This window comes from Pseudomonas sp. NBRC 111133 (assembly GCF_001320605.1).
GTDB lineage: Bacteria > Pseudomonadota > Gammaproteobacteria > Pseudomonadales > Pseudomonadaceae > Aquipseudomonas > Aquipseudomonas monteilii.
Genome location: NZ_BCBJ01000066.1, coordinates 17774 through 35012 on the forward strand (window position 1 = coordinate 17774; position 17239 = coordinate 35012).

Here is a 17239-nt window from a genome sequence, read left to right on the forward strand (position 1 = left end):
GCATATTCAGCGCCTGTGAGATCAAGCGCCGCGCGGGCGGCGCTCGGTCTCACAGGCGCCGCAGCTATCACGTCGAATCACCCCGCCACCCGCACCACCCCCAGATCAATCCCCAGATGTACCAGCTCGGCATGCGAGCTGACCTGCAACTTGCTCTTGAGCAAGGTCAGGTGATTGGACACAGTCTTGCCACTGATACACAACTGCTCGGCAATCACCCGCGCCGGAGTGCCTTTGGCCAACATCGTGAAAATCTCCAACTCACGCTGGGTCATGCGCTGCAAACGCGGGTCATTGGCACTTTGTTGTGACGTGCAAGCCAACTGGGTAGCCAAAGGCTGTTCGATATAAGCATGCCCGGCCAACACCCGCTGCACCGCCTCGATCAACACCTCGGGCGCCGAGTTTTTGGTCAGGTAACCCAAGGCCCCGGCTTCAAGCGCCTGGCGCACCAGCGGCAGCTCATCGTGCATGCTGAAAAACAGCACCCGCAACTGGGGCAGGCGCTGGCGCAGGCGGCGGGTGGTTTCAAGGCCGCTAATGCCAGGCAGGCCAAAATCCATGATCACCAGGTTAGGCACTTGCTCCTGAACCCGGGCCAAGGCCTCTTCGCCACTGGCAGCCTCACGCACTTCCATCGTGGGCAACACCGCCCGCAGCAGGCTGGCATAGCCCTGGCGGACCACGGCATGGTCATCGACCAATACAATATTCATCACACCTCCAAGGGAATATTCAGAGCCAATGCCCAGCCAGCCCCGGGGCGGCTGAAAATGCGCAGTTCGCCCCCCAGGCTGCGGGCGCGTTCGGCCATCGAATGCAGGCCTACGCCGGGCCGCTGCGGCTGACGGGCTCCACAGCCATTGTCGCGAATCAGCAGGCGCAGGCCCTTGGCGCTGCGCTGCAGGCGTACCCGCACCTGGCTGGCACCGGCATGCCGGGCGACATTGGTCAGCGCCTCTTGCAGCAACCGGTACAGGTGCGTGCGGCTCGTCCCGGGCAACGTTGGCAAGCGCTCGCCAACCTGGAGGCGACAAGCGATACCCTGGCTGGCCTGCCACTGGTTGACGAGCAGGTCGAAGGCTTCAGCCAGCGGCATGTGTTGCAACGCCACCGGATACAGGTCACGCACCAACGCACGAAAGCCCTGTTGCAGGCGTTCGCAATTGAGTGCCAGGGCTTGCGCCGTCTGTTCCACCACGGTCGGCTGGTCGGCCACCATGCGCAAAAGGCAGATCTGGGCACGGATACCTGCCAGGTATTGGCCAAGGTCGTCGTGCAGCGTCTGCGCCAGGTGGGTGCGCTCCTGCTCCTGCACCGCCAGCAGGGCCTGCGTCAGTTGCGTATTGTCGGCCTGGGTCTGCTCCAGGGTGGCGGCCATGCGGTTGAAGTGTTCCGCCAGCTGACGGGCCTCCGGCAGGCCGGCCTCGCGCAGGCGGGCCGTCAACTGCCCGCCCGAGACCTGACGCAAGGCTTGCAGCAGTTCATCCAGCAACCCCATGCCACGCCGTACCGCCCAGCGGATGGTCAACAGGCTCAATAGCAATGCCAGGCCGAACAAGCCGAGCAGTTGCTGCAAGGCATCCCAGACCTCGTCGATCTCATCCCGCGCATCTACAGCAATCAGCACCCGGGCCCCGTCATTCAGGTCCAGCAGCCGGCTGCTACTGTGCCGTTCACCCAACAGCTGGCGGCCCAGCCAGGCATCCAGGCCGCTCTGCGCCGGTAGCTGCGGTGCTTCCCCCACCGCCAGCCAGTGTACCCGCACATGGCGCAGGCTCTGGGTCAGCCGTGGTTGCAGGCTTGCCGGGTCACGTTCGGCGGTGTCGCCGAGGTAAGCCACCACGGCTTCGGCAGACTGCAACTCACGCTCAACATCCGCCACCGCCTGGTGCAACAGCACGCCGGCACAGGCCAGCGTCACCAGGGCAAAGCAGCAGGTGACCCAGAGGTTGATCCGCCACAGGGCCGACAGGTTGACAGGGCGCACAGGCGATTCTCCTTGGGCGTTTTAGCCCATCGTGTTTCCCATCGTAAAGCCGCAGCACCTAGGCCGAATTACTACCTTGGTACCGGCCGGGCGCTACTTTCTGCATATTTCCCCCTCCCAGTGGGCTTCCTATGCTGGCGCCATCTGCCGTGGAGTATGTTATGCGCCAGCCTGCCCCTCTTGCCCTGACCTGTCTGCTGGCCCTGGCCGCAGCGCTGTGCGCACCGCTGGCATCCGCCGCAGAACCCTTGCAGGTACGCATCGGCTACCTGAGCTATCGCCCCGACCCAGGCCCGTTGTTGTCCAACATCATCCCCGAGCCTGCCGATGCCGGGCTGCAAGGCGCGGAATTGGCGATTGTCGACAGCAACAGCACAGGGCGCTTCCTGAAGCAGCAATTCCAGCTGGCCAAGGCCACCGCCGACAGCCCCGAAGCCTTGCTGCAGGCGGCCAAGGCCCAGCACGACCAGGGCCTGCGGCTGTTCGTGGTGAATGCCCCGGCCGCCAGCCTGCGCGCGTTGTCTGCCGCCCTGCCCGACAGCCTGCTGTTCAATGCCGGCAGCCCCGACGACAGCTTGCGCAGCAGCCAGTGCCCGGGCAATGTGCTGCACAGCCTGCCGAGCCGGGCCATGCTGGCCGACGCCCTGGTGCAGTTCATGGTATTGCGCAAATGGCAGCGGGCGCTGTTGGTGGTCGGCCAGACCGAGGACGACCAGGCTTACGCCGCCGCCCTGCGCAGGGCCATGAAGCGCTTTGGCGTGCAGCTGGTTGCAGAGAAAGCCTGGACCTTTGACAACGACCAGCGCCGCAGCGCCCAGGCCGACATGCCGTTGTTCACGCAAACCGCCGAATACGATGTGGTGCTTGTGGCGGACGAACGCGGCGACTTCGGCGAGTACCTGCCCTACCAGACCTGGTACCCGCGCCCGGTGGCAGGCACCCAGGGGCTGACCCCCACCGGCTGGCACAAGACCGTGGAAACCTTCGGCGCCGCGCAGCTGCAAAAGCGCTTCGAAGCCCAGGCCGGGCGCTGGATGAACGACCGCGACTTTGCCGCCTGGATGGCCGTGCGCAGCGTCGCCAGTGCAGTCAGCAAACTGCGCCAGACCGAACCACGTGCGTTGCAGCAACTGCTGCTCAGCGAACAGTTGCCGCTGGACGGGTTCAAGGGCCGCAAGCTCAGCTACCGCCCGTGGAACGGCGAACTGCGCCAGCCAATCCCGCTGGTACAGCCGCGCGCCCTGGTCAGCACCTCGCCGCAGGAAGGTTTCCTACACCCCTTCAACGAAATGGACAGCCTGGGCTACGACAAGCCCGAAGTGACCTGCAGCTACCCCTGACCCGATCACCACAACAATAAGGAATTCGCCATGCGCCGCCTCTTTCACAGGGCCCTGCTTTGCCCCAGCCTGCTATCGGCCGCCCTGGCACTGGCCAGCGGGCACACCATGGCTGCCACTGCCTGGGTCTCCAACGAGAAAGACAACAGCCTCAGCCTGATCGACATGCAAACGCTTGAAGTCACCGACACCTTGCCGGTCGGCCAGCGCCCGCGCGGCCTGCTGCTGTCCCACGACAACAAACTGCTGTACATCTGCGCCAGCGATTCGGACCGGGTGCAGGTGATGGACGTGGCCACCCGCAAGATCATCAAGGAGCTGCCCTCCGGCAAGGACCCCGAGCAGTTCGCCCTGCACCCCAACGACCGCTGGCTGTACGTGTCCAACGAGGATGACGCACTGGTGACAGTGATCGACACCGTCACCGACGAGGTGCTGGGGCAGATCGACGTTGGCATCGAACCCGAAGGCATGGCGGTCAGCCCTGACGGCAAATGGGCAGTCAACACCAGCGAAACCACCAACATGCTGCACTGGATCGACACCAGCACTCAGACGTTGGCCGACAGCACCCTGGTCGATCAGCGGCCACGCTTCGTCGAGTTCAACAAGGACGGTTCGCGGCTGTGGGCATCGGCGGAAATCGGCGGCACGGTGACCATTCTTGACGTGGCCACGCGCCAGGTACTCAAAACCCTGAACTTCCAGATCAAGGGCGTACACCCGGACAAGGTCCAGCCGGTGGGCATCAAGCTCAGCGCCGATGGCAAGTACGCCTTCGTCGCCCTGGGCCCGGCCAACCATGTGGCGGTGATCGATGCCAACACCTACGAGGTACTCGACTACCTGCTGGTCGGGCGACGGGTCTGGCAGCTGGCGTTCACGCCGGACCAGAGCCAGTTGCTGGCCACCAACGGCGTCAGCGGCGATGTTTCGGTCATCGATGCGAAAAACCTCAAAGTGCTCAAGTCGGTGAAGGTCGGGCGCTACCCCTGGGGTGTGGTGGTCACACCATGAACGCCCTCGACGTCAGTGACGTAAGCTTTGCCTATGGCCAGCGCGCGGCACTCAAACAGGTCGGGTTCAGCCTGGCGCCAGGGCACTTCGCCGCATTGCTGGGCCCCAACGGTGCTGGCAAATCGACACTTATCGCGTTGCTTACCCGCCTGTACGACCTGCAGCACGGCGACATCCGCGTAGGCGGCTGCTCGCTGCGCAATGCCGCACGCCCGGCTTTGCGCCAGCTGGGCGTGGTGTTTCAGCAAAGCACCCTCGACCTGGACCTGACCGTTGAACAGAACCTGCGCTACCACGCGGCGCTGCATGGCCTGTCGCGGCACCAGAGCAACCAACGAGTCGACGCCGAACTGGCCCGTCAAGGGCTGGGCGAACGTCGGCATGAGCGTGTTCGTGCGCTGAACATCGGCCATCGGCGCCGGGTGGAGATTGCCCGCGCCCTGCTGCACGAACCACGCCTGCTACTGCTTGACGAAGCCAGTGTCGGCCTCGACCCGGCCAGCCGCCTGGCGCTCAACCAGCACGTACGACGGCTGTGCCGCGAGCAGCAGCTCAGCGTGCTGTGGACCACCCACCTGCTGGACGAGGTCCAGCCCAGCGATGACCTGCTCATATTGCATCAAGGCCGCCTGGTAGCACGCGGTACCGCCGACGCCCTGAGCCTGGAGCACGGTGGCGACCTCGACAGTGCCTTTGCCCGGCTGACCAGCGCGCCCTCAGGAGCCAACGCCCAATGAACGCTTACTGGCAATGTTTCAACGGCATCATGCTGCGCGAATGGCTACGCTTCGTGATGCAGCGCACGCGCCTGCTCAGTGCGCTGGTGCGCCCGCTGCTGTGGTTGCTGGTGTTCGCCGCCGGGTTTCGTGCGGCCCTGGGCATTGCCATCATCGAGCCCTACGACACCTACATTCCCTACGAGGTGTACATCATCCCGGGCCTGGCCTGCATGATATTGCTGTTCAATGGCATGCAGGGCTCGCTGTCGATGGTGTATGACCGGGAGATGGGCAGCATGCGCGTGCTGCTGACCAGCCCATTGCCACGGCCGTTCCTGCTGGGCAGCAAGCTGTTGGCGACCGCGTTGATTTCCCTGCTGCAGGTGTATGCCTTCCTCGCCATCGCCTGGCTGTACGGCGTACAGCCGCCCGCTGCGGGCCTGCTGCTGGCACTGCCGGCAATGCTGCTGGTTGCGTTGATGCTCAGCGCCCTGGGGCTGCTGCTGTCGAACGCGATCCGCCAGCTGGAGAACTTTGCCGGGGTGATGAACTTCGTGATCTTCCCGCTGTTTTTTCTGTCGTCGGCGTTGTACCCGCTGTGGAAGATGCGCGAGGCCAGCCAGTGGCTGTACTGGCTGTGTGCGGTGAACCCGTTCACCCATGCGGTAGAACTTGTGCGCTTTGCCCTTTACGAGCGCCTGAACCTGCTGGCGTTGGTGGTGTGCCTTGGGTTGACGGCGCTGTTCACCCTGCTGGCGATCCTCACTTTCAACCCCCAGCATGCGGCGCTGCGCAAGCCGCGTTGAACCTGTCGCCCATATACCTGAGCATTTTTCTACTACTTTAGTACTGCCTTTGCTGTCTGATCGTCGCATTCACAACACACCACCGCTGGCATGTAATGGGCCTATAACAAGAAGGATAAAACCATGCCACGTGCCCCGCACCCTTTGCTGGCTGCCCTTTCGCTGTTTCTGTCACTGGGTATCGCCCAGGCCGACACCACCCCGCTGTTTTCCGCCGAAGGCTACCGCGCCACCCTCTACCGCAGCCCGACCCCGCAACAGGTCGAGGGCGGCCAGGTCATCGACACCGCCGCGCTGCAAACGCTGCTGGCAAACAGCCCCAGGCCCGTACTGATCGACGTCTATCGCCGCCAATGGCTGCAAGGCCAATTCATCGAAGACGAACCGCACGCCAACCTCCCCGGTAGCCTTTGGCTGGCCAACACCGGCGACGGCGAGCTGAGCCCGGCCTGGCAGGACTACTTCGTGCGCAACCTGCAAAAAGCCACTGCCGGGCACCCGGAGCACCCCCTGGTTTTTTATTGCCGCTCCGATTGCTGGTTAAGCTGGAACGCGGTAAAACGCGCTAGAGCCCTGGGCTACAACAACCTGTACTGGTACCGCGACGGCCTGGACGCCTGGCAGCAGGCCAACCTGCCGCTGCAGCCAGCACAACCCGTGCCCTTTCCCTGAACTGCCTGCAAATGCGTGCCCCGCCCCCTCCAATAAAAACAAGGTGAAAAGGCCATGTACAAAATTTTGATTGCCGACGATCACCCGCTGTTTCGCGAAGCCATCCACAACGTCATCAGCGATGGTTTCCAGGGCAGCGAGGTCATGGAAACCGCCGACCTGGACAGCGCCCTGGCCCTGACCCAGGCGCACGACGACCTCGACCTGATCCTGCTCGACCTGAACATGCCCGGCATGCACGGCCTTAACGGCCTGATTACCCTGCGCAACGAGGCGCCGACCACCCCGGTGGTGATCGTTTCGGCCGAGCAGGAAAAGCAGATCGTGCTGCAGGCCATCACCTACGGTGCCGTGGGTTTCATCACCAAGTCCTCGCCCCGTTCGCAGATGATCGAAGCGATCGAGCAGATCCTCAACGGCAATGTCTACCTGCCGCCCGACATCATCCGCGCCCAGAAAAGCAGCACCAGCCGGCGCCACAACGAGGCGCCGAGCTTCCCGCCGGAAATGCTCCAGGCCCTGACACGCAAGCAGCTGTTGGTGCTGGAGCGCATGACCAAGGGGGAGTCGAACAAGCAGATTGCCTATACGCTGGATATCGCTGAAACCACGGTCAAGGCCCATGTTTCGGCGATCTTGCGCAAGCTCAATGTGCATAATCGGGTCCAGGCCATCTTGAGTGCTGGTGATATTGATTTTGCTGATTACCTGCGGCGTTAGCCTGTTCTGGCCTCTTCGCGGGCAAGCCCGCTGCCACAGGGATTGTGCAGCTTTGAAGCCTGTAGAATTCCTGTGGGAGCGGGCTTGCCCGCGAAGAGGCCGGTAGCTATGTCCCGCTGTTTGCCAGCAGATGACTCATCGCCGTCTTGAGCTTCATCGGCCGCACCGGCTTGTGCATCAGGGTGTGGCCCAGCTCGCGAATCTGCTGCTTGAGGTCGTTGCTGTAGTTGGCGGTTATCATCAACGCCGGTAATGGCTGGGTGCGCCGGGCATTGATCCGCGCCACGGCGTCGACACCGTTGCAGTCGTTGTCCAGGTGGTAATCCGCTATCAACAGGTCGGCTTCGGCATGGTAGTTGTCCACCTGGCGCGCCAGGTCTTCCTCCGACAGCGCCGTGACCACCCGGCAGCCCCACCCCTCCAGCAAGGTGCGCATGCCGGCGCAAATCGCCGCGTCGTTATCCAGCACCCACACCCGCGCCCCGCGCAGGCGCTCGAGCATCGGCTCGCTGACCACCTGGCTCGGCTGAGTTTTGGGCGCGGTGGTGCTCAGTGGCACTTCGACGGCAAATACCGAGCCTTTGCCAAGCCATGAACGTACCCTTATCCGATGCCCAAGGATGCCGGCGATCTTTTCTACAATCGCCAGGCCCAGGCCCAAGCCACGGTCCTGGTCCGGGCGCTGTACATCACCGCGCTTGAACTCCTGGAACATGTCGTCCAGGTGCTCTTCGGCAATGCCGATGCCACTGTCCCACACTTCGATCCGCAGACCGCCACGCAGGCGCCGGCAGCCCAGCACCACACGCCCGCTGCGGGTATAGCGAATGGCATTGCTGAGCAGGTTGCGCAGGATCCGCGCCAGCAGCTGGATGTCACTGCGCACCACCGCCGAGCAGCCCACGAAATGCAGTTCAAGGCCTTCACTGCGCGCCACCTGTGCGTATTCGGCAGCAAGGTTGTCCATCAGCTCGCGCAGGGCAAACGGGGCGACATCGGCTTTGATCACCCCGGCATCGAGCTTGGAAATGTCGACCAGAGTGCCGAGCAGGTTTTCCACATCTTCCAGCGAATTGCTGACGTTACGCACCAGGTGGGCACTGTCTTGCGGGTCGCGGCGCTCCAGCAATGCGCTGGTGAACAGCCGCGCCGCGTTCAGCGGTTGCAGCAGGTCGTGGCTGACCGCTGCGAGGAACTTGGTTTTCGACAGGTTGGCCTGTTCGGCCTCGCGCTTGGCCTCGCGCAGGCGAGCCTCGGCTTGGCTTCGCTCTTCGATTTCACGCAGCAACTGGTCGTTGAGGCTGGTGAGTTCGGCGGTGCGTTCACGCACCCGCTGCTCCAGGTGCTGATAGGCCTGGTGCAGCGCCTGGGCAGTGTTGCGCCGCTCGGTAATATCGCGGATCAACACGAAGATGCCCACCACCTCGCCGCTGGCCAGGCGGTTCGGCACGTAGGAGCGCAGCATGTAGCGTTCCTGGCCATTGATATTGGTTTCGGCAAATTCGAAGGTAACGCTCTCCCCCGCCAGTGCGCGTGCCACATAGGCTTCCAGGCGCTGATAGTGCTGCTCGCTGTGGGCCTCGCGCAGGCTCTGGCCGAGCATCACACCGTGCGGCCAGCAGTACCATTCCTCGTAGACCTTGTTGGTGAACTCGTAGACCAGATCGGCGTTCAGGTAAGCGATCAGCGCCGGTACATTATCGGTAATCAGGCGAATCTGGTGCTGGTGGGCGGTCTCGGCCCGCTGTCGGGCCTCGCTGAGCAAGCGGTTGACGGCCTTGAGCTCGGCCATGGCCTGGTTCAGGGCATCGGTGCGTTCACGTACCTGCTCGGCCAGCACCACGGAATGCTGAAACGCCGCATAGGGATCGTTGCCCCGGGTTACCCCAGACTCGATGCGTTCGATCAACGCACCGTTGATCCGCTGCAGCTTTTGGTTTTCGTGCTGCAGCCGGGTGACCTCGGCCTGCAGTTCAGCGCCCGACAGGAGGCCGGTTGCGGGCAATGGCGACCCCGGTGAAGGTCTGGTTGATGTGCATGCCATTGAACTGTTCTCCGTAGGTGTTGAAGCCGATCACCCGCTGCTCACGCAGAAACGCGCCGACCGGTTCCAGGCCCTGCCGGGCCTCCAGTTCCAGCCGCCGCAGGAAGCAATCACAACCAATGGTCAGCAGCAGCGGGCCGAGGCGCTGGCGCAGGCCGTCGAACAGCTGGTGCAGGTTGGGCAACAGCGGGCCCGGGGTCATGGCCGTGAGCACGATGCCGTTTTCCACTGCACAGTAAAAACTCAGGCTCAGGTCCGGGTGCACCTGCTGGATCGCCCGCACGTAGTATTGGTCGTGAATACGTACAGCCAGCGGGTGGGCAGCGAACACCCGATGGTCAAGCGCAGCCACGGGTACGCCGATGTGGCGGGCGTACTCTTCGGCTGCGGGCTCGGCATTCAATTCGAAAACCCGGCGCTGGGCGCTGTCGGCGCCGGTTACCACCAGCTTTTCCTGGCGCGGCAAAATGTGGTGCGTGGTGAACACTTCAAAATCGAGCCAGGTGTTGACCAGCACCACCACAGCCGCCCCGTTGTGAAAGGCGCCGCCGTAGTACACATGGGTGCGTGTCAGGTAGTTGTCGTCACCGGCAGAGCCCCCGAAATGCGGAATGTCACCTAATGCCGCGCTGAGCGCGGCAAGCACCATTTCCTCGCGGCTGGACAGGCCGTCGAGCAAGGTCAGGGCAAAGCTGTGACCCTTGATGGGTGCCAACGTATTGCTGCGGCAGGTGCCGACCAGGCGCTCGACCATCTGCTGCGCGTCGATCAGGCTGAAGTGCTCCATTTCATCGATCAGCGCGGTGGCGATGGAAAAGTGCCGGTGATCAAAGCCTACCGCTGTGACGCAATTACGGCCGTACCCCTGGGGCGTGATTTCGCCGGCGCTGGTGCAGCCGACCAGGCGGATGCCGCCAAAACCCTGCTCCAGGGCCTCACCCAAGGCCTGCAAGTCGTATTCGGCGGAACAGAAGAACAGCACGAAACCCAGGTGCGGGTGCAGCAATTGCCGCGCCAGGTCCTGGGCGGCCAACCGGGCGTCGGTGGCCTGGGACATGGCGCTGACCACACCGTCGTTTTGAGCCTGCTGCATTGGGGTCTCCGGCGCGGGGTGGCTGAGGGGTCAGTGTACGAAGGTGTTTGCGGGGGACGAATGCTACTTGGGTAGCGGGTGGGCGGTTCCATGGGCGTAAATGTTGGGGCCGCTTTGCGGCCCCGGGTGCCTACCAGGTCAGCACCGCACCCACTGCAAAGGTATCGGTGTCTTCGTTCTGCGCACTGGTGTCATGCCCATCGATGGAAAACTGGTTGTACTCGGCCACCAGCTTCAGGTTGTCGTTGACATCATGGAACAGTGCCACGCCACGGGTCTCGTAGTCCGCACCGCTGCCCACCGCGCCGTTGCCGTCGTCCTTGGTCTTGCCATACGACAAGGCAATGCGGTTCTTGCCGACCTTGTACGAACCCTGCAACAGGTAGCCGTCACTGTCGACGTTACGCAAGACCGGTTCGCCGGCATTGTTGGTAAAGAACGGGTTGATACCCTTGGCCTGGAACCCCGAGCCGGTCAGCGACAGCCCGCCCATCTTCGCCTGCACGCCATAGCCAACACCTTTGGACGTGATCGTCTCCACCGTCGAGTCGGTATTGTCGGAGGTCTGGTAGCTGCCGTTGACCCAGCTGTAGATCTGCGCCCCGCCCAGGTCGAACTGGTAGGTAATTTCGCTCTCGGTACGCGGATTTTCCTGGTAGGCCTTGCCGGTCGGGCTGCTGTCGTTGGTGTCCACCGGGTCCATGATGCCCACCGCCACGCGCAGGCCGTCCATTACCGGGGTGCGGTAGGTGATCTGCGAGGTGGGGAACGGGTATGGGTAGCCACTGCCGATGTTGCCGAACGACACCCCGCCGCCGTCCACCAGCCCCAAGGTGTCACTGACCTGGCCGTAGCCGGCCAGCAGTTCGTCGAGCAGGATGTTGGAACGGGCGAACAGCCCGAAGTCCTTGCCGATCAACACCTCGCCCCACTCGGGATTGGCCACGGTGCCGTAGAACTGGCGCACGTCGATGGCGGTGTCGGTGCCGTTGGTTTCACTGTCGTTGATGGTGACCCAGAACGAGGCACGTGCGCCGAGCTTCAGGTCATCCACCTGCTTGCCCATGTTGAAGCCCAGGTAGTTGGGCAGGAAGCCCATTTTCACCCGCGACTGGCGGCGATCGAACTGCTCGCCTTCGCGGTCGACCTTGCTGTTGACGTAGAAGGCATTGATGTAGCCGTCGGTGGAAAAGGTGGTCTGGTCTTTGTCATACAGCATGATCTCGGCTTCGGCGACGCCACTCAGGCCCAGGGCAGAAAAGCTGGCGATGGCGGCGGCGAGGAAACGAGGCGGCAGGTGCTTATTGTTGTTGTACATGGCGCGCTCCAAACAGGGGACTGGATGTCGGAGGCGATTATCAGAACAGGGCAAATTGCCAGATACGCTGCTTTGGGGCGGGGTGTTGGGTGCTTTGGGGTGGCGGGGGTGGCGCAGTGATTAGGTGCTGGTACCTGCTTGGGTCGGGATGCAAGACTTAGGACGTATGTATAAATGGTCGGCGGGTATTGATACACCTGAACGAACCGGGGCTGCAAAGCAGCCCCAATTACGCTATCTGAGAGCTATCGCTTAGCTTCAGGAAGCAAGCACCTGCGAACGCTGGCGCAATGGCATTTCATAGCGGTGCGGTTGCTGCCAGGCCAGCCGTGCCTGCACATCGACCGCCGCGTCCTTCACCTTCTGTGTCCAGTTCTCATCCTTCGGGCACACGACCACAACGCGGAACCCGTGGTCGACGCCTTCCAGCCGCACACCTTCGGAGTCATCGACATGCAGGTCGATATCGAACGCCGAGGGTAACTTCGAGGGGGAATTCTCCAGGCCTTTCTGGGCCAGGATGTGTTGGTGCCGGTCGCTGTTGACCACGCCATCGACATGGATGCCATACAACATCAGCCAGCGGCGAATGTAGGCCGGTGTGCGCCCCGAAGAGGTATAGATCCAGATGCTGCACCCCTGGCGGCGCAGGTCGCGAATCAGCGAACGCGTGCCACTGCGCAGGGGTTCGCCCAACCAGCGGTGGACGAAGCCCGGCAGCTTGCTGTCTTCGGCATCAGCGTGCTCAGGCAAGCAGGCGAGCGTGTCGTCGATATCAAAGGAAATGCGCACCTGGCCACGTTTGAGCTTGCGCTCGATGGCTTGGCGCCCGCGCTGGAGCATGGATGAACGAAGCATCAGCGGCTCCTCTCGCAGGCAGGCACAGGCGTACTGCTCAGAAAGAACTTGTCGGGCTCAGGCGCCTTCGCTTCAAGGAAAGCGGCGTACTTTTTCTTGATTTTGGGTAGTTCGTACAAAGCCTTGACACCGTGTTTGGCGGAGTTGCGAATGACCGAGGACGGGTTGAAGTAACCCTCGGCGTTATCCAGCGACAGCACGAATGGCGGCAGCCCGGCACGCATCAGCAAATAGCTGACAATGAGCGAACCCGTGCGGTTGTTGCCTTCGATGAACAGCTGCGGCTTGCTGAGGATACGTACATACACACCGGCAGCCCGCTTCCAGACCGAATCGCTGCGGTACGCGCAGTACCAGTTGTACAAATCCTTGATGCCACCTTCGACGTTGTTGAAAAAGTGCGCCTCGGTTGCAGCCAGGTGGGGGGCGAACTCCAGGCGGCGGGCCTGGTCGCTGCCGCACAGCACGGTGGCATTGATTTCCAGCATCAGGTTCAGCTGTTGCAGGTCGAACAGGTCGATACCGCGAGCGACATAGTCGTCAATCAGGGCATAGCCTTCAAGCACATTCAGCAGCACCTCGTCGGTGAACGGGTCCCTCGGTTCGGTGAAATGCTGGCTGAGTTCGGCAAAGCGGCCTTGCACCTCGCGCAGTGCGCGCTCTACCGCTGACAGATCAAGACGACGCATCGCTCGCATTGGAAATCCCGGGTAACACTTTAACGGAAGGTAACGCGGCCGGGCGTTGCACCCTTCCTGTCTGCAACGCCCGGCCACCTTGAAAAGCGATCAGCTGAACTTGCCGCTGATGTAGTCGGCAGTCAGTTGTTCACGCGGGTTCTGGAAAATCTGCGTGGTCGGGCCCATCTCGACCAGGTAACCGGTACGGGTACCCTGGGAGATATCGACCGAGAAGAACGCGGTGGTGTCGGCGACACGAATCGCCTGCTGCATGTTGTGGGTGACCAGCGCGATGGTGTAGTCCTTCTTCAGTTCGACCATCAGCTCTTCCACGCGGCGGGTAGCGATGGGGTCGAGTGCCGAGCACGGCTCGTCCAGCAGCAGCACCTCCGGTTCGGTGGCAATAGCACGCGCAATACACAGGCGCTGCTGCTGGCCGCCGGACAGGGACAGGCCGCTGACCTTGAGCTTGTCCTTCACTTCGTCCCACAGGGCGGCGCCTTGCAGGGCGTGCTTTACGCGGTCACCCAGGTCGCCCTTGTAGCGGTTCAGGCGCAGGCCAAAGGCAACGTTGTCGAAGATGCTCATCGAGAAAGGGTTGGGCTGTTGGAACACCATGCCGATGTAGCGGCGCACGACTACCGGGTCGACGCCCTTGCCGTAGACATCCTGGCCCAGGAAGTGCACATGCCCTTCGAAGCGGAAGCCTTTGACCAGGTCGTTCATGCGGTTGAGGCTACGCAGCACGGTACTCTTGCCGCAGCCGGACGGCCCGATGAAGCCGGTGATCTCGTTCTTGCGGATCGGCACATGGCTGTCGCGTACGGCCATGAAGTTGCCGTAGAAGATCTTGTCCAGCTTGCAGTCCATGACGATGGGGGCTTCGTTGACCATGGGAGCGGCCTTTTGTGCTGTGGATACGTTCAAGTTTGGATGCTCCCTTTCTCAATACTTGGGCTTGCCGAATACACGGCTAAGAATGTTGATTACCAGCACGATCATTACCAGTACCAGCGAGGCCGCCCAGGCGAGCTCCAGCTGATTGTCGAACGGCATGCCGGAGAAGTTGTAAATCAGTACGGCCAGCGAGGCAGTCGGGTTCATGACCGCCAGGCTGCCGTCGTGATAAATCCAGTAGTTGCTGAACAGCGCGGTGAACAGCAGCGGCGCGGTTTCGCCAGCGGCGCGGGCCACGGCCAGCATGACGCCGGTCAGGATGGCCGGCAGGCCGGTGGGCAAGACGATCTTCCAGATCACCTGTGCACGGGTGCAACCCATGCCGTAGGCAGCATCTTTCATGATCTTGGGCACCATCTTCATCGACTCTTCGGCGGTCAGCACCACGATCGGCAGCATGAGTACCGCCAGGGCCACGCCACCGGCCGGCGCCGAATAGGTACCGGTGGTCATCACCACCAGGGCGTAGGCAAATACACCGGCCAGGATCGACGGCAGGCCAGTGAGCATCTTGGCGGCAAAGCGCGCGGCGTTGGCCAGCTTGCTGTCCGGCCCGAGCTCGGCCAGGAATACCGCCGCCAAGATGCCAACCGGTACCGCGATGGCTGCGGCGATACCGACCATGACGAAGGTACCGGCCATGGCGTTGCCGAAGCCACCGCCCATCTCGAAGCCGGTGGGTGGCAGCTCAGTGAACACTTCCAGGTTAAGGCGTGCACCGCCGCGAGTAACCAGCATGTACAGCACGGAAATCAGCGGCACGCTGGCCACCAGTGCGGCCACCCAGGCCAGGGTGGTCAGTATCAGGCTGCGCAGGGCACGGCCTTCCAGCTTGCGCTGCAGGCTGGGCAAAGCAGTTGTTGGGGTGCTGAGGTCCGTCATTATTTGTTACCCCGCTGGGCGTAGAGCATGATCATCGAGCCGAGCACGTTCACCAGCAGGGTGATGAACATCAGCACCAGTGCGGCGTACATCAGTACTTCGACCTCGTTCGGGCCGGCTTCCGGGAAGTTCAGCGCCAGCAGCGCCGCCAGGGTGTTGGCCGGGGCGAACAGGGACACGGAAATGGTGTTGGCATTGCCGACCAGCATGGCCAGCGCCATGGTTTCACCCAGGGCACGGCCCAGGCCCAGCACTAGCGAGCCAAAGATGCCGGTGGCGGCGGATGGCACCATCACCTTGAGGATGGCTTCCCAGTGGGTAGTCCCCATGCCGTAGGCCGCCTGCTTGGTTTTCATCGGTACGCTGGTGAGCGCATCCTGGGAAACGGCGGCAATGGTCGGCAGTATCATGATGGCCAACACCAGTGCCGCAGGCAGCAGGCCAGGGCCACTCAGGGAGGTGCCGAAGAACGGGATCCAGCCCAGCTCGCTGCTCAACCAGGTGGTCAGCGGGCGGATGGCCGGGATAACGACGTAGATGCCCCACAGGCCATACACCACGCTGGGGATGGCGGCGAGCAGCTCGACGATGGTGCGGAACACGGCAGCCAGCCGTGCCGGCAGGAAATCCTGGGTAAGGAAAATGGCCATGCTGACGCCAAAGAAACCGGCGATCAACAGTGCGATGAAGGCGCTGTAAAGCGTGCCCCAGATCGCTGGCAGAATACCGTACTTGCCTTGGTTAACGTCCCAGACCGTGCCGAACAGCACGTCAAAACCGTGTTTTTCAATGCCTGGCAGTGCCTTGCGGCCCACTTCGTAGACCAGCGCGACGACCAGCGCCAATACCAGCACCACACCAATGCGTGCAAGCGCACGGAAGGTACGGTCAACCAGGAAGTCTTTCGCAGACGGTGGCTGGCACGCGGAGTCGGGGTTATCCGGTATGGCAAAGGGTGTGTTCATGGGCAAATTCCGGGACAAGGGACAAACACGCCCGGCACGGCTTCACTGCCATACCGGGAGCGCCTGGGTATTACTGGATGTTGGCCGACGCTTTGCGCACCTGGTCGACAACCGACGGTGGCAGCGGGATGTAACCCATCGAATCGGCGATGGTCTGGCCTTTGGTCAGGCTGTACTCGACCATTTCACGCATGGCTTTGGCCTTGGCCGGGTTGCCGTTGTCCTTGCGGAAGATCATCCAGGTGTAGGAGGTGATCGGGTAGGACTTGGCACCGGTCGGGTCTGGCAGCCAGGCCACCAGGTTTTCCGGCATGTTCACCGCAGCCAGTGCTTCGGCACCGCTCTCGGCGTTCGGCACGACGTATTGGCCAGCCTTGTTCTGCAGCACGGCGAAGTCGACCTTGGCCAGCTTGGCAAAACCGTACTCGATGTAGCCGATGGCGCCTGGGGTCTGGCGGACGGTGGCGGTTACGCCATCGTTTTTCGGCGATTTGATGAACTTGTCAGTGGCCGGCCAGTTAACGGTGTTGCCTTCACCCAGCCCTTGCTTGAAGTCAGCGTTGATGGCCGACAGGTGCTTGGTGAAGACGGCGGTGGTACCGCTGGAGTCGGCACGCACCACCACGGTGATCGGGGTGGCAGGCAGCTTCAGCTCAGGGTTGGCCGCAGCGATTTGCGGGTCGTTCCACTGGGTGATCTTGCCGAGGAAGATGTTGGAGTACACATCGCGCGGCAGCTTCAGGCCTTTAGGGTTGCCCGGCAGGTTGTAAGCCAGCACGATTTCACCGGCGGTCATTGGCAGCAACTGCACGCCTTCGCCAACCTTGGCAATGTCTGCTTCGCTCATGGCCGAGTCGCTGGCGGCGAAGTCGACGGTCTTGTTCAGGAAGTCCTGTACACCCGCCCCGCTCCCCTTGGACTGGTAATCAACGGTGACGCCAGCGGTGTTCTTGCTGAAGTCCTTGAACCAGGTCAGGTAGATGGGTGCAGGGAAGCTGGCACCGGAACCGGTCAGGCGAACGTTTTCGGAAGCAAAGGCTGCCGAAGTGGCGCAGAGGGAAACGGCAACAGCGAGTGCAGCAGACTTCATCAGGCGTTTCATCAAAATGTGCTCCGTGTGATGGCCGGCACACTTTGCATCAGCTGTGTTACAGCTTTGTGACTATTGAATGGCAGGC

The 17239-nt window shown here is 62.4% G+C and carries 17 protein-coding genes; 6 read left to right on the forward strand and 11 right to left on the reverse strand.

All coding sequences use genetic code 11. The features are described from left to right. Positions 1 to 77: 77 nt before the first annotated feature. Both APH36_RS14420 and APH36_RS14425 read right to left on the reverse strand, forming a co-directional pair. A complete protein-coding gene (locus tag APH36_RS14420; protein ID WP_060499182.1) occupies positions 78 to 716 on the reverse strand; it encodes a response regulator transcription factor in 639 nt (212 codons plus the stop codon). Then, on the reverse strand, positions 716 to 1990 hold the full coding sequence (locus tag APH36_RS14425) for a histidine kinase (protein ID WP_060499183.1): 1275 nt from the start codon (positions 1988 to 1990) through the stop codon (positions 716 to 718). The genes APH36_RS14420 and APH36_RS14425 overlap by 1 nt, the downstream gene beginning before the upstream one ends. A 161-nt stretch (positions 1991 to 2151) precedes the next feature. Between APH36_RS14425 and APH36_RS14430 the strand changes: the two genes are divergently transcribed. From APH36_RS14430 to APH36_RS14455, 6 genes are all read left to right on the forward strand, one after another. After that, a complete protein-coding gene (locus tag APH36_RS14430; RefSeq protein WP_060499184.1) occupies positions 2152 to 3330 on the forward strand; it encodes an ABC transporter substrate-binding protein in 1179 nt (392 codons plus the stop codon). Positions 3331 to 3360: 30 nt separating this feature from the next. Next, a complete protein-coding gene (locus tag APH36_RS14435; protein WP_060499185.1) occupies positions 3361 to 4347 on the forward strand; it encodes a YVTN family beta-propeller repeat protein in 987 nt (328 codons plus the stop codon). Continuing rightward, on the forward strand, positions 4344 to 5084 hold the full coding sequence (locus APH36_RS14440; protein ID WP_060499186.1) for an ABC transporter ATP-binding protein: 741 nt from the start codon (positions 4344 to 4346) through the stop codon (positions 5082 to 5084). The genes APH36_RS14435 and APH36_RS14440 overlap by 4 nt, the downstream gene beginning before the upstream one ends. Next, positions 5081 to 5872 (forward strand): ABC transporter permease, encoded by a 792-nt coding sequence (locus APH36_RS14445; RefSeq protein ID WP_060499187.1) that lies wholly within the window; start codon positions 5081 to 5083, stop codon positions 5870 to 5872. The genes APH36_RS14440 and APH36_RS14445 overlap by 4 nt, the downstream gene beginning before the upstream one ends. Before the next feature lie 123 nt (positions 5873 to 5995). Then, positions 5996 to 6544, forward strand: coding sequence for a PQQ-dependent catabolism-associated CXXCW motif protein (locus APH36_RS14450; RefSeq protein WP_060499188.1), 549 nt, complete (start codon positions 5996 to 5998; stop codon positions 6542 to 6544). A gap of 54 nt (positions 6545 to 6598) precedes the next feature. Continuing rightward, positions 6599 to 7264: a response regulator transcription factor gene (locus APH36_RS14455; protein WP_019096518.1), complete on the forward strand. Its 666-nt coding sequence runs from the start codon at positions 6599 to 6601 to the stop codon at positions 7262 to 7264. 106 nt (positions 7265 to 7370) lie between these two features. Here APH36_RS14455 and APH36_RS14460 read toward each other — a convergent pair whose 3' ends face one another. From APH36_RS14460 to pstS, 9 genes are all read right to left on the reverse strand, one after another. Continuing rightward, complete coding sequence (locus APH36_RS14460) at positions 7371 to 9308, reverse strand: NahK/ErcS family hybrid sensor histidine kinase/response regulator (RefSeq protein ID WP_374754798.1); 1938 nt, start codon at positions 9306 to 9308, stop codon at positions 7371 to 7373. Beyond that, positions 9238 to 10401 carry a nitric oxide-sensing protein NosP gene (nosP, locus tag APH36_RS14465; RefSeq protein ID WP_060499190.1) on the reverse strand — a complete coding sequence of 388 codons (1164 nt, stop codon included), beginning with the start codon at positions 10399 to 10401 and terminating at the stop codon, positions 9238 to 9240. Before nosP ends, APH36_RS14460 begins: the two co-directional genes overlap by 71 nt. 130 nt (positions 10402 to 10531) lie before the next feature. Then, positions 10532 to 11719: a porin gene (locus APH36_RS14470; protein ID WP_016714314.1), complete on the reverse strand. Its 1188-nt coding sequence runs from the start codon at positions 11717 to 11719 to the stop codon at positions 10532 to 10534. Between the two features lie 258 nt (positions 11720 to 11977). Next, the gene (locus tag APH36_RS14475) at positions 11978 to 12577 is read right to left on the reverse strand and encodes a hypothetical protein (protein WP_060499191.1); all 600 of its coding nucleotides are present in this window, start codon (positions 12575 to 12577) and stop codon (positions 11978 to 11980) included. Beyond that, the gene (locus tag APH36_RS14480) at positions 12577 to 13275 is read right to left on the reverse strand and encodes a hypothetical protein (RefSeq protein WP_060499192.1); all 699 of its coding nucleotides are present in this window, start codon (positions 13273 to 13275) and stop codon (positions 12577 to 12579) included. The genes APH36_RS14475 and APH36_RS14480 overlap by 1 nt, the downstream gene beginning before the upstream one ends. Positions 13276 to 13365: 90 nt before the next feature. Beyond that, positions 13366 to 14151 carry a phosphate ABC transporter ATP-binding protein PstB gene (gene pstB, locus APH36_RS14485; protein WP_060499193.1) on the reverse strand — a complete coding sequence of 262 codons (786 nt, stop codon included), beginning with the start codon at positions 14149 to 14151 and terminating at the stop codon, positions 13366 to 13368. A gap of 51 nt (positions 14152 to 14202) precedes the next feature. Then, on the reverse strand, positions 14203 to 15096 hold the full coding sequence (gene pstA / locus APH36_RS14490) for a phosphate ABC transporter permease PstA (protein ID WP_016714318.1): 894 nt from the start codon (positions 15094 to 15096) through the stop codon (positions 14203 to 14205). Beyond that, positions 15096 to 16061: a phosphate ABC transporter permease subunit PstC gene (pstC, locus tag APH36_RS14495; protein WP_060499194.1), complete on the reverse strand. Its 966-nt coding sequence runs from the start codon at positions 16059 to 16061 to the stop codon at positions 15096 to 15098. Before pstC ends, pstA begins: the two co-directional genes overlap by 1 nt. A 70-nt stretch (positions 16062 to 16131) precedes the next feature. After that, the gene (gene pstS, locus APH36_RS14500; RefSeq protein WP_016714320.1) at positions 16132 to 17163 is read right to left on the reverse strand and encodes a phosphate ABC transporter substrate-binding protein PstS; all 1032 of its coding nucleotides are present in this window, start codon (positions 17161 to 17163) and stop codon (positions 16132 to 16134) included. Positions 17164 to 17239: the final 76 nt, after the last annotated feature.

Excerpts from the sequence above, each read along its gene's own strand:
- APH36_RS14455 (WP_019096518.1), top strand. The coding sequence starts at position 6,599 with ATGTACAAAATTTTGATTGCCGACGATCACCCGCTGTTTCGCGAAGCC.
- APH36_RS14475 (WP_060499191.1), bottom strand. The coding sequence starts at position 12,577 with ATGCTTCGTTCATCCATGCTCCAGCGCGGGCGCCAAGCCATCGAGCGC.
- pstC (WP_060499194.1), bottom strand. The coding sequence starts at position 16,061 with ATGAACACACCCTTTGCCATACCGGATAACCCCGACTCCGCGTGCCAG.
- APH36_RS14430 (WP_060499184.1), top strand. The coding sequence starts at position 2,152 with ATGCGCCAGCCTGCCCCTCTTGCCCTGACCTGTCTGCTGGCCCTGGCC.
- pstA (WP_016714318.1), bottom strand. The coding sequence starts at position 15,096 with ATGACGGACCTCAGCACCCCAACAACTGCTTTGCCCAGCCTGCAGCGC.
- APH36_RS14450 (WP_060499188.1), top strand. The coding sequence starts at position 5,996 with ATGCCACGTGCCCCGCACCCTTTGCTGGCTGCCCTTTCGCTGTTTCTG.
- APH36_RS14435 (WP_060499185.1), top strand. The coding sequence starts at position 3,361 with ATGCGCCGCCTCTTTCACAGGGCCCTGCTTTGCCCCAGCCTGCTATCG.
- APH36_RS14480 (WP_060499192.1), bottom strand. The coding sequence starts at position 13,275 with ATGCGAGCGATGCGTCGTCTTGATCTGTCAGCGGTAGAGCGCGCACTG.
- APH36_RS14460 (WP_374754798.1), bottom strand. The coding sequence starts at position 9,308 with ATGGCATGCACATCAACCAGACCTTCACCGGGGTCGCCATTGCCCGCA.
- nosP (WP_060499190.1), bottom strand. The coding sequence starts at position 10,401 with ATGCAGCAGGCTCAAAACGACGGTGTGGTCAGCGCCATGTCCCAGGCC.
- pstS (WP_016714320.1), bottom strand. The coding sequence starts at position 17,163 with ATGAAACGCCTGATGAAGTCTGCTGCACTCGCTGTTGCCGTTTCCCTC.
- APH36_RS14420 (WP_060499182.1), bottom strand. The coding sequence starts at position 716 with ATGAATATTGTATTGGTCGATGACCATGCCGTGGTCCGCCAGGGCTAT.
- APH36_RS14445 (WP_060499187.1), top strand. The coding sequence starts at position 5,081 with ATGAACGCTTACTGGCAATGTTTCAACGGCATCATGCTGCGCGAATGG.
- APH36_RS14470 (WP_016714314.1), bottom strand. The coding sequence starts at position 11,719 with ATGTACAACAACAATAAGCACCTGCCGCCTCGTTTCCTCGCCGCCGCC.
- pstB (WP_060499193.1), bottom strand. The coding sequence starts at position 14,151 with ATGGTCAACGAAGCCCCCATCGTCATGGACTGCAAGCTGGACAAGATC.
- APH36_RS14440 (WP_060499186.1), top strand. The coding sequence starts at position 4,344 with ATGAACGCCCTCGACGTCAGTGACGTAAGCTTTGCCTATGGCCAGCGC.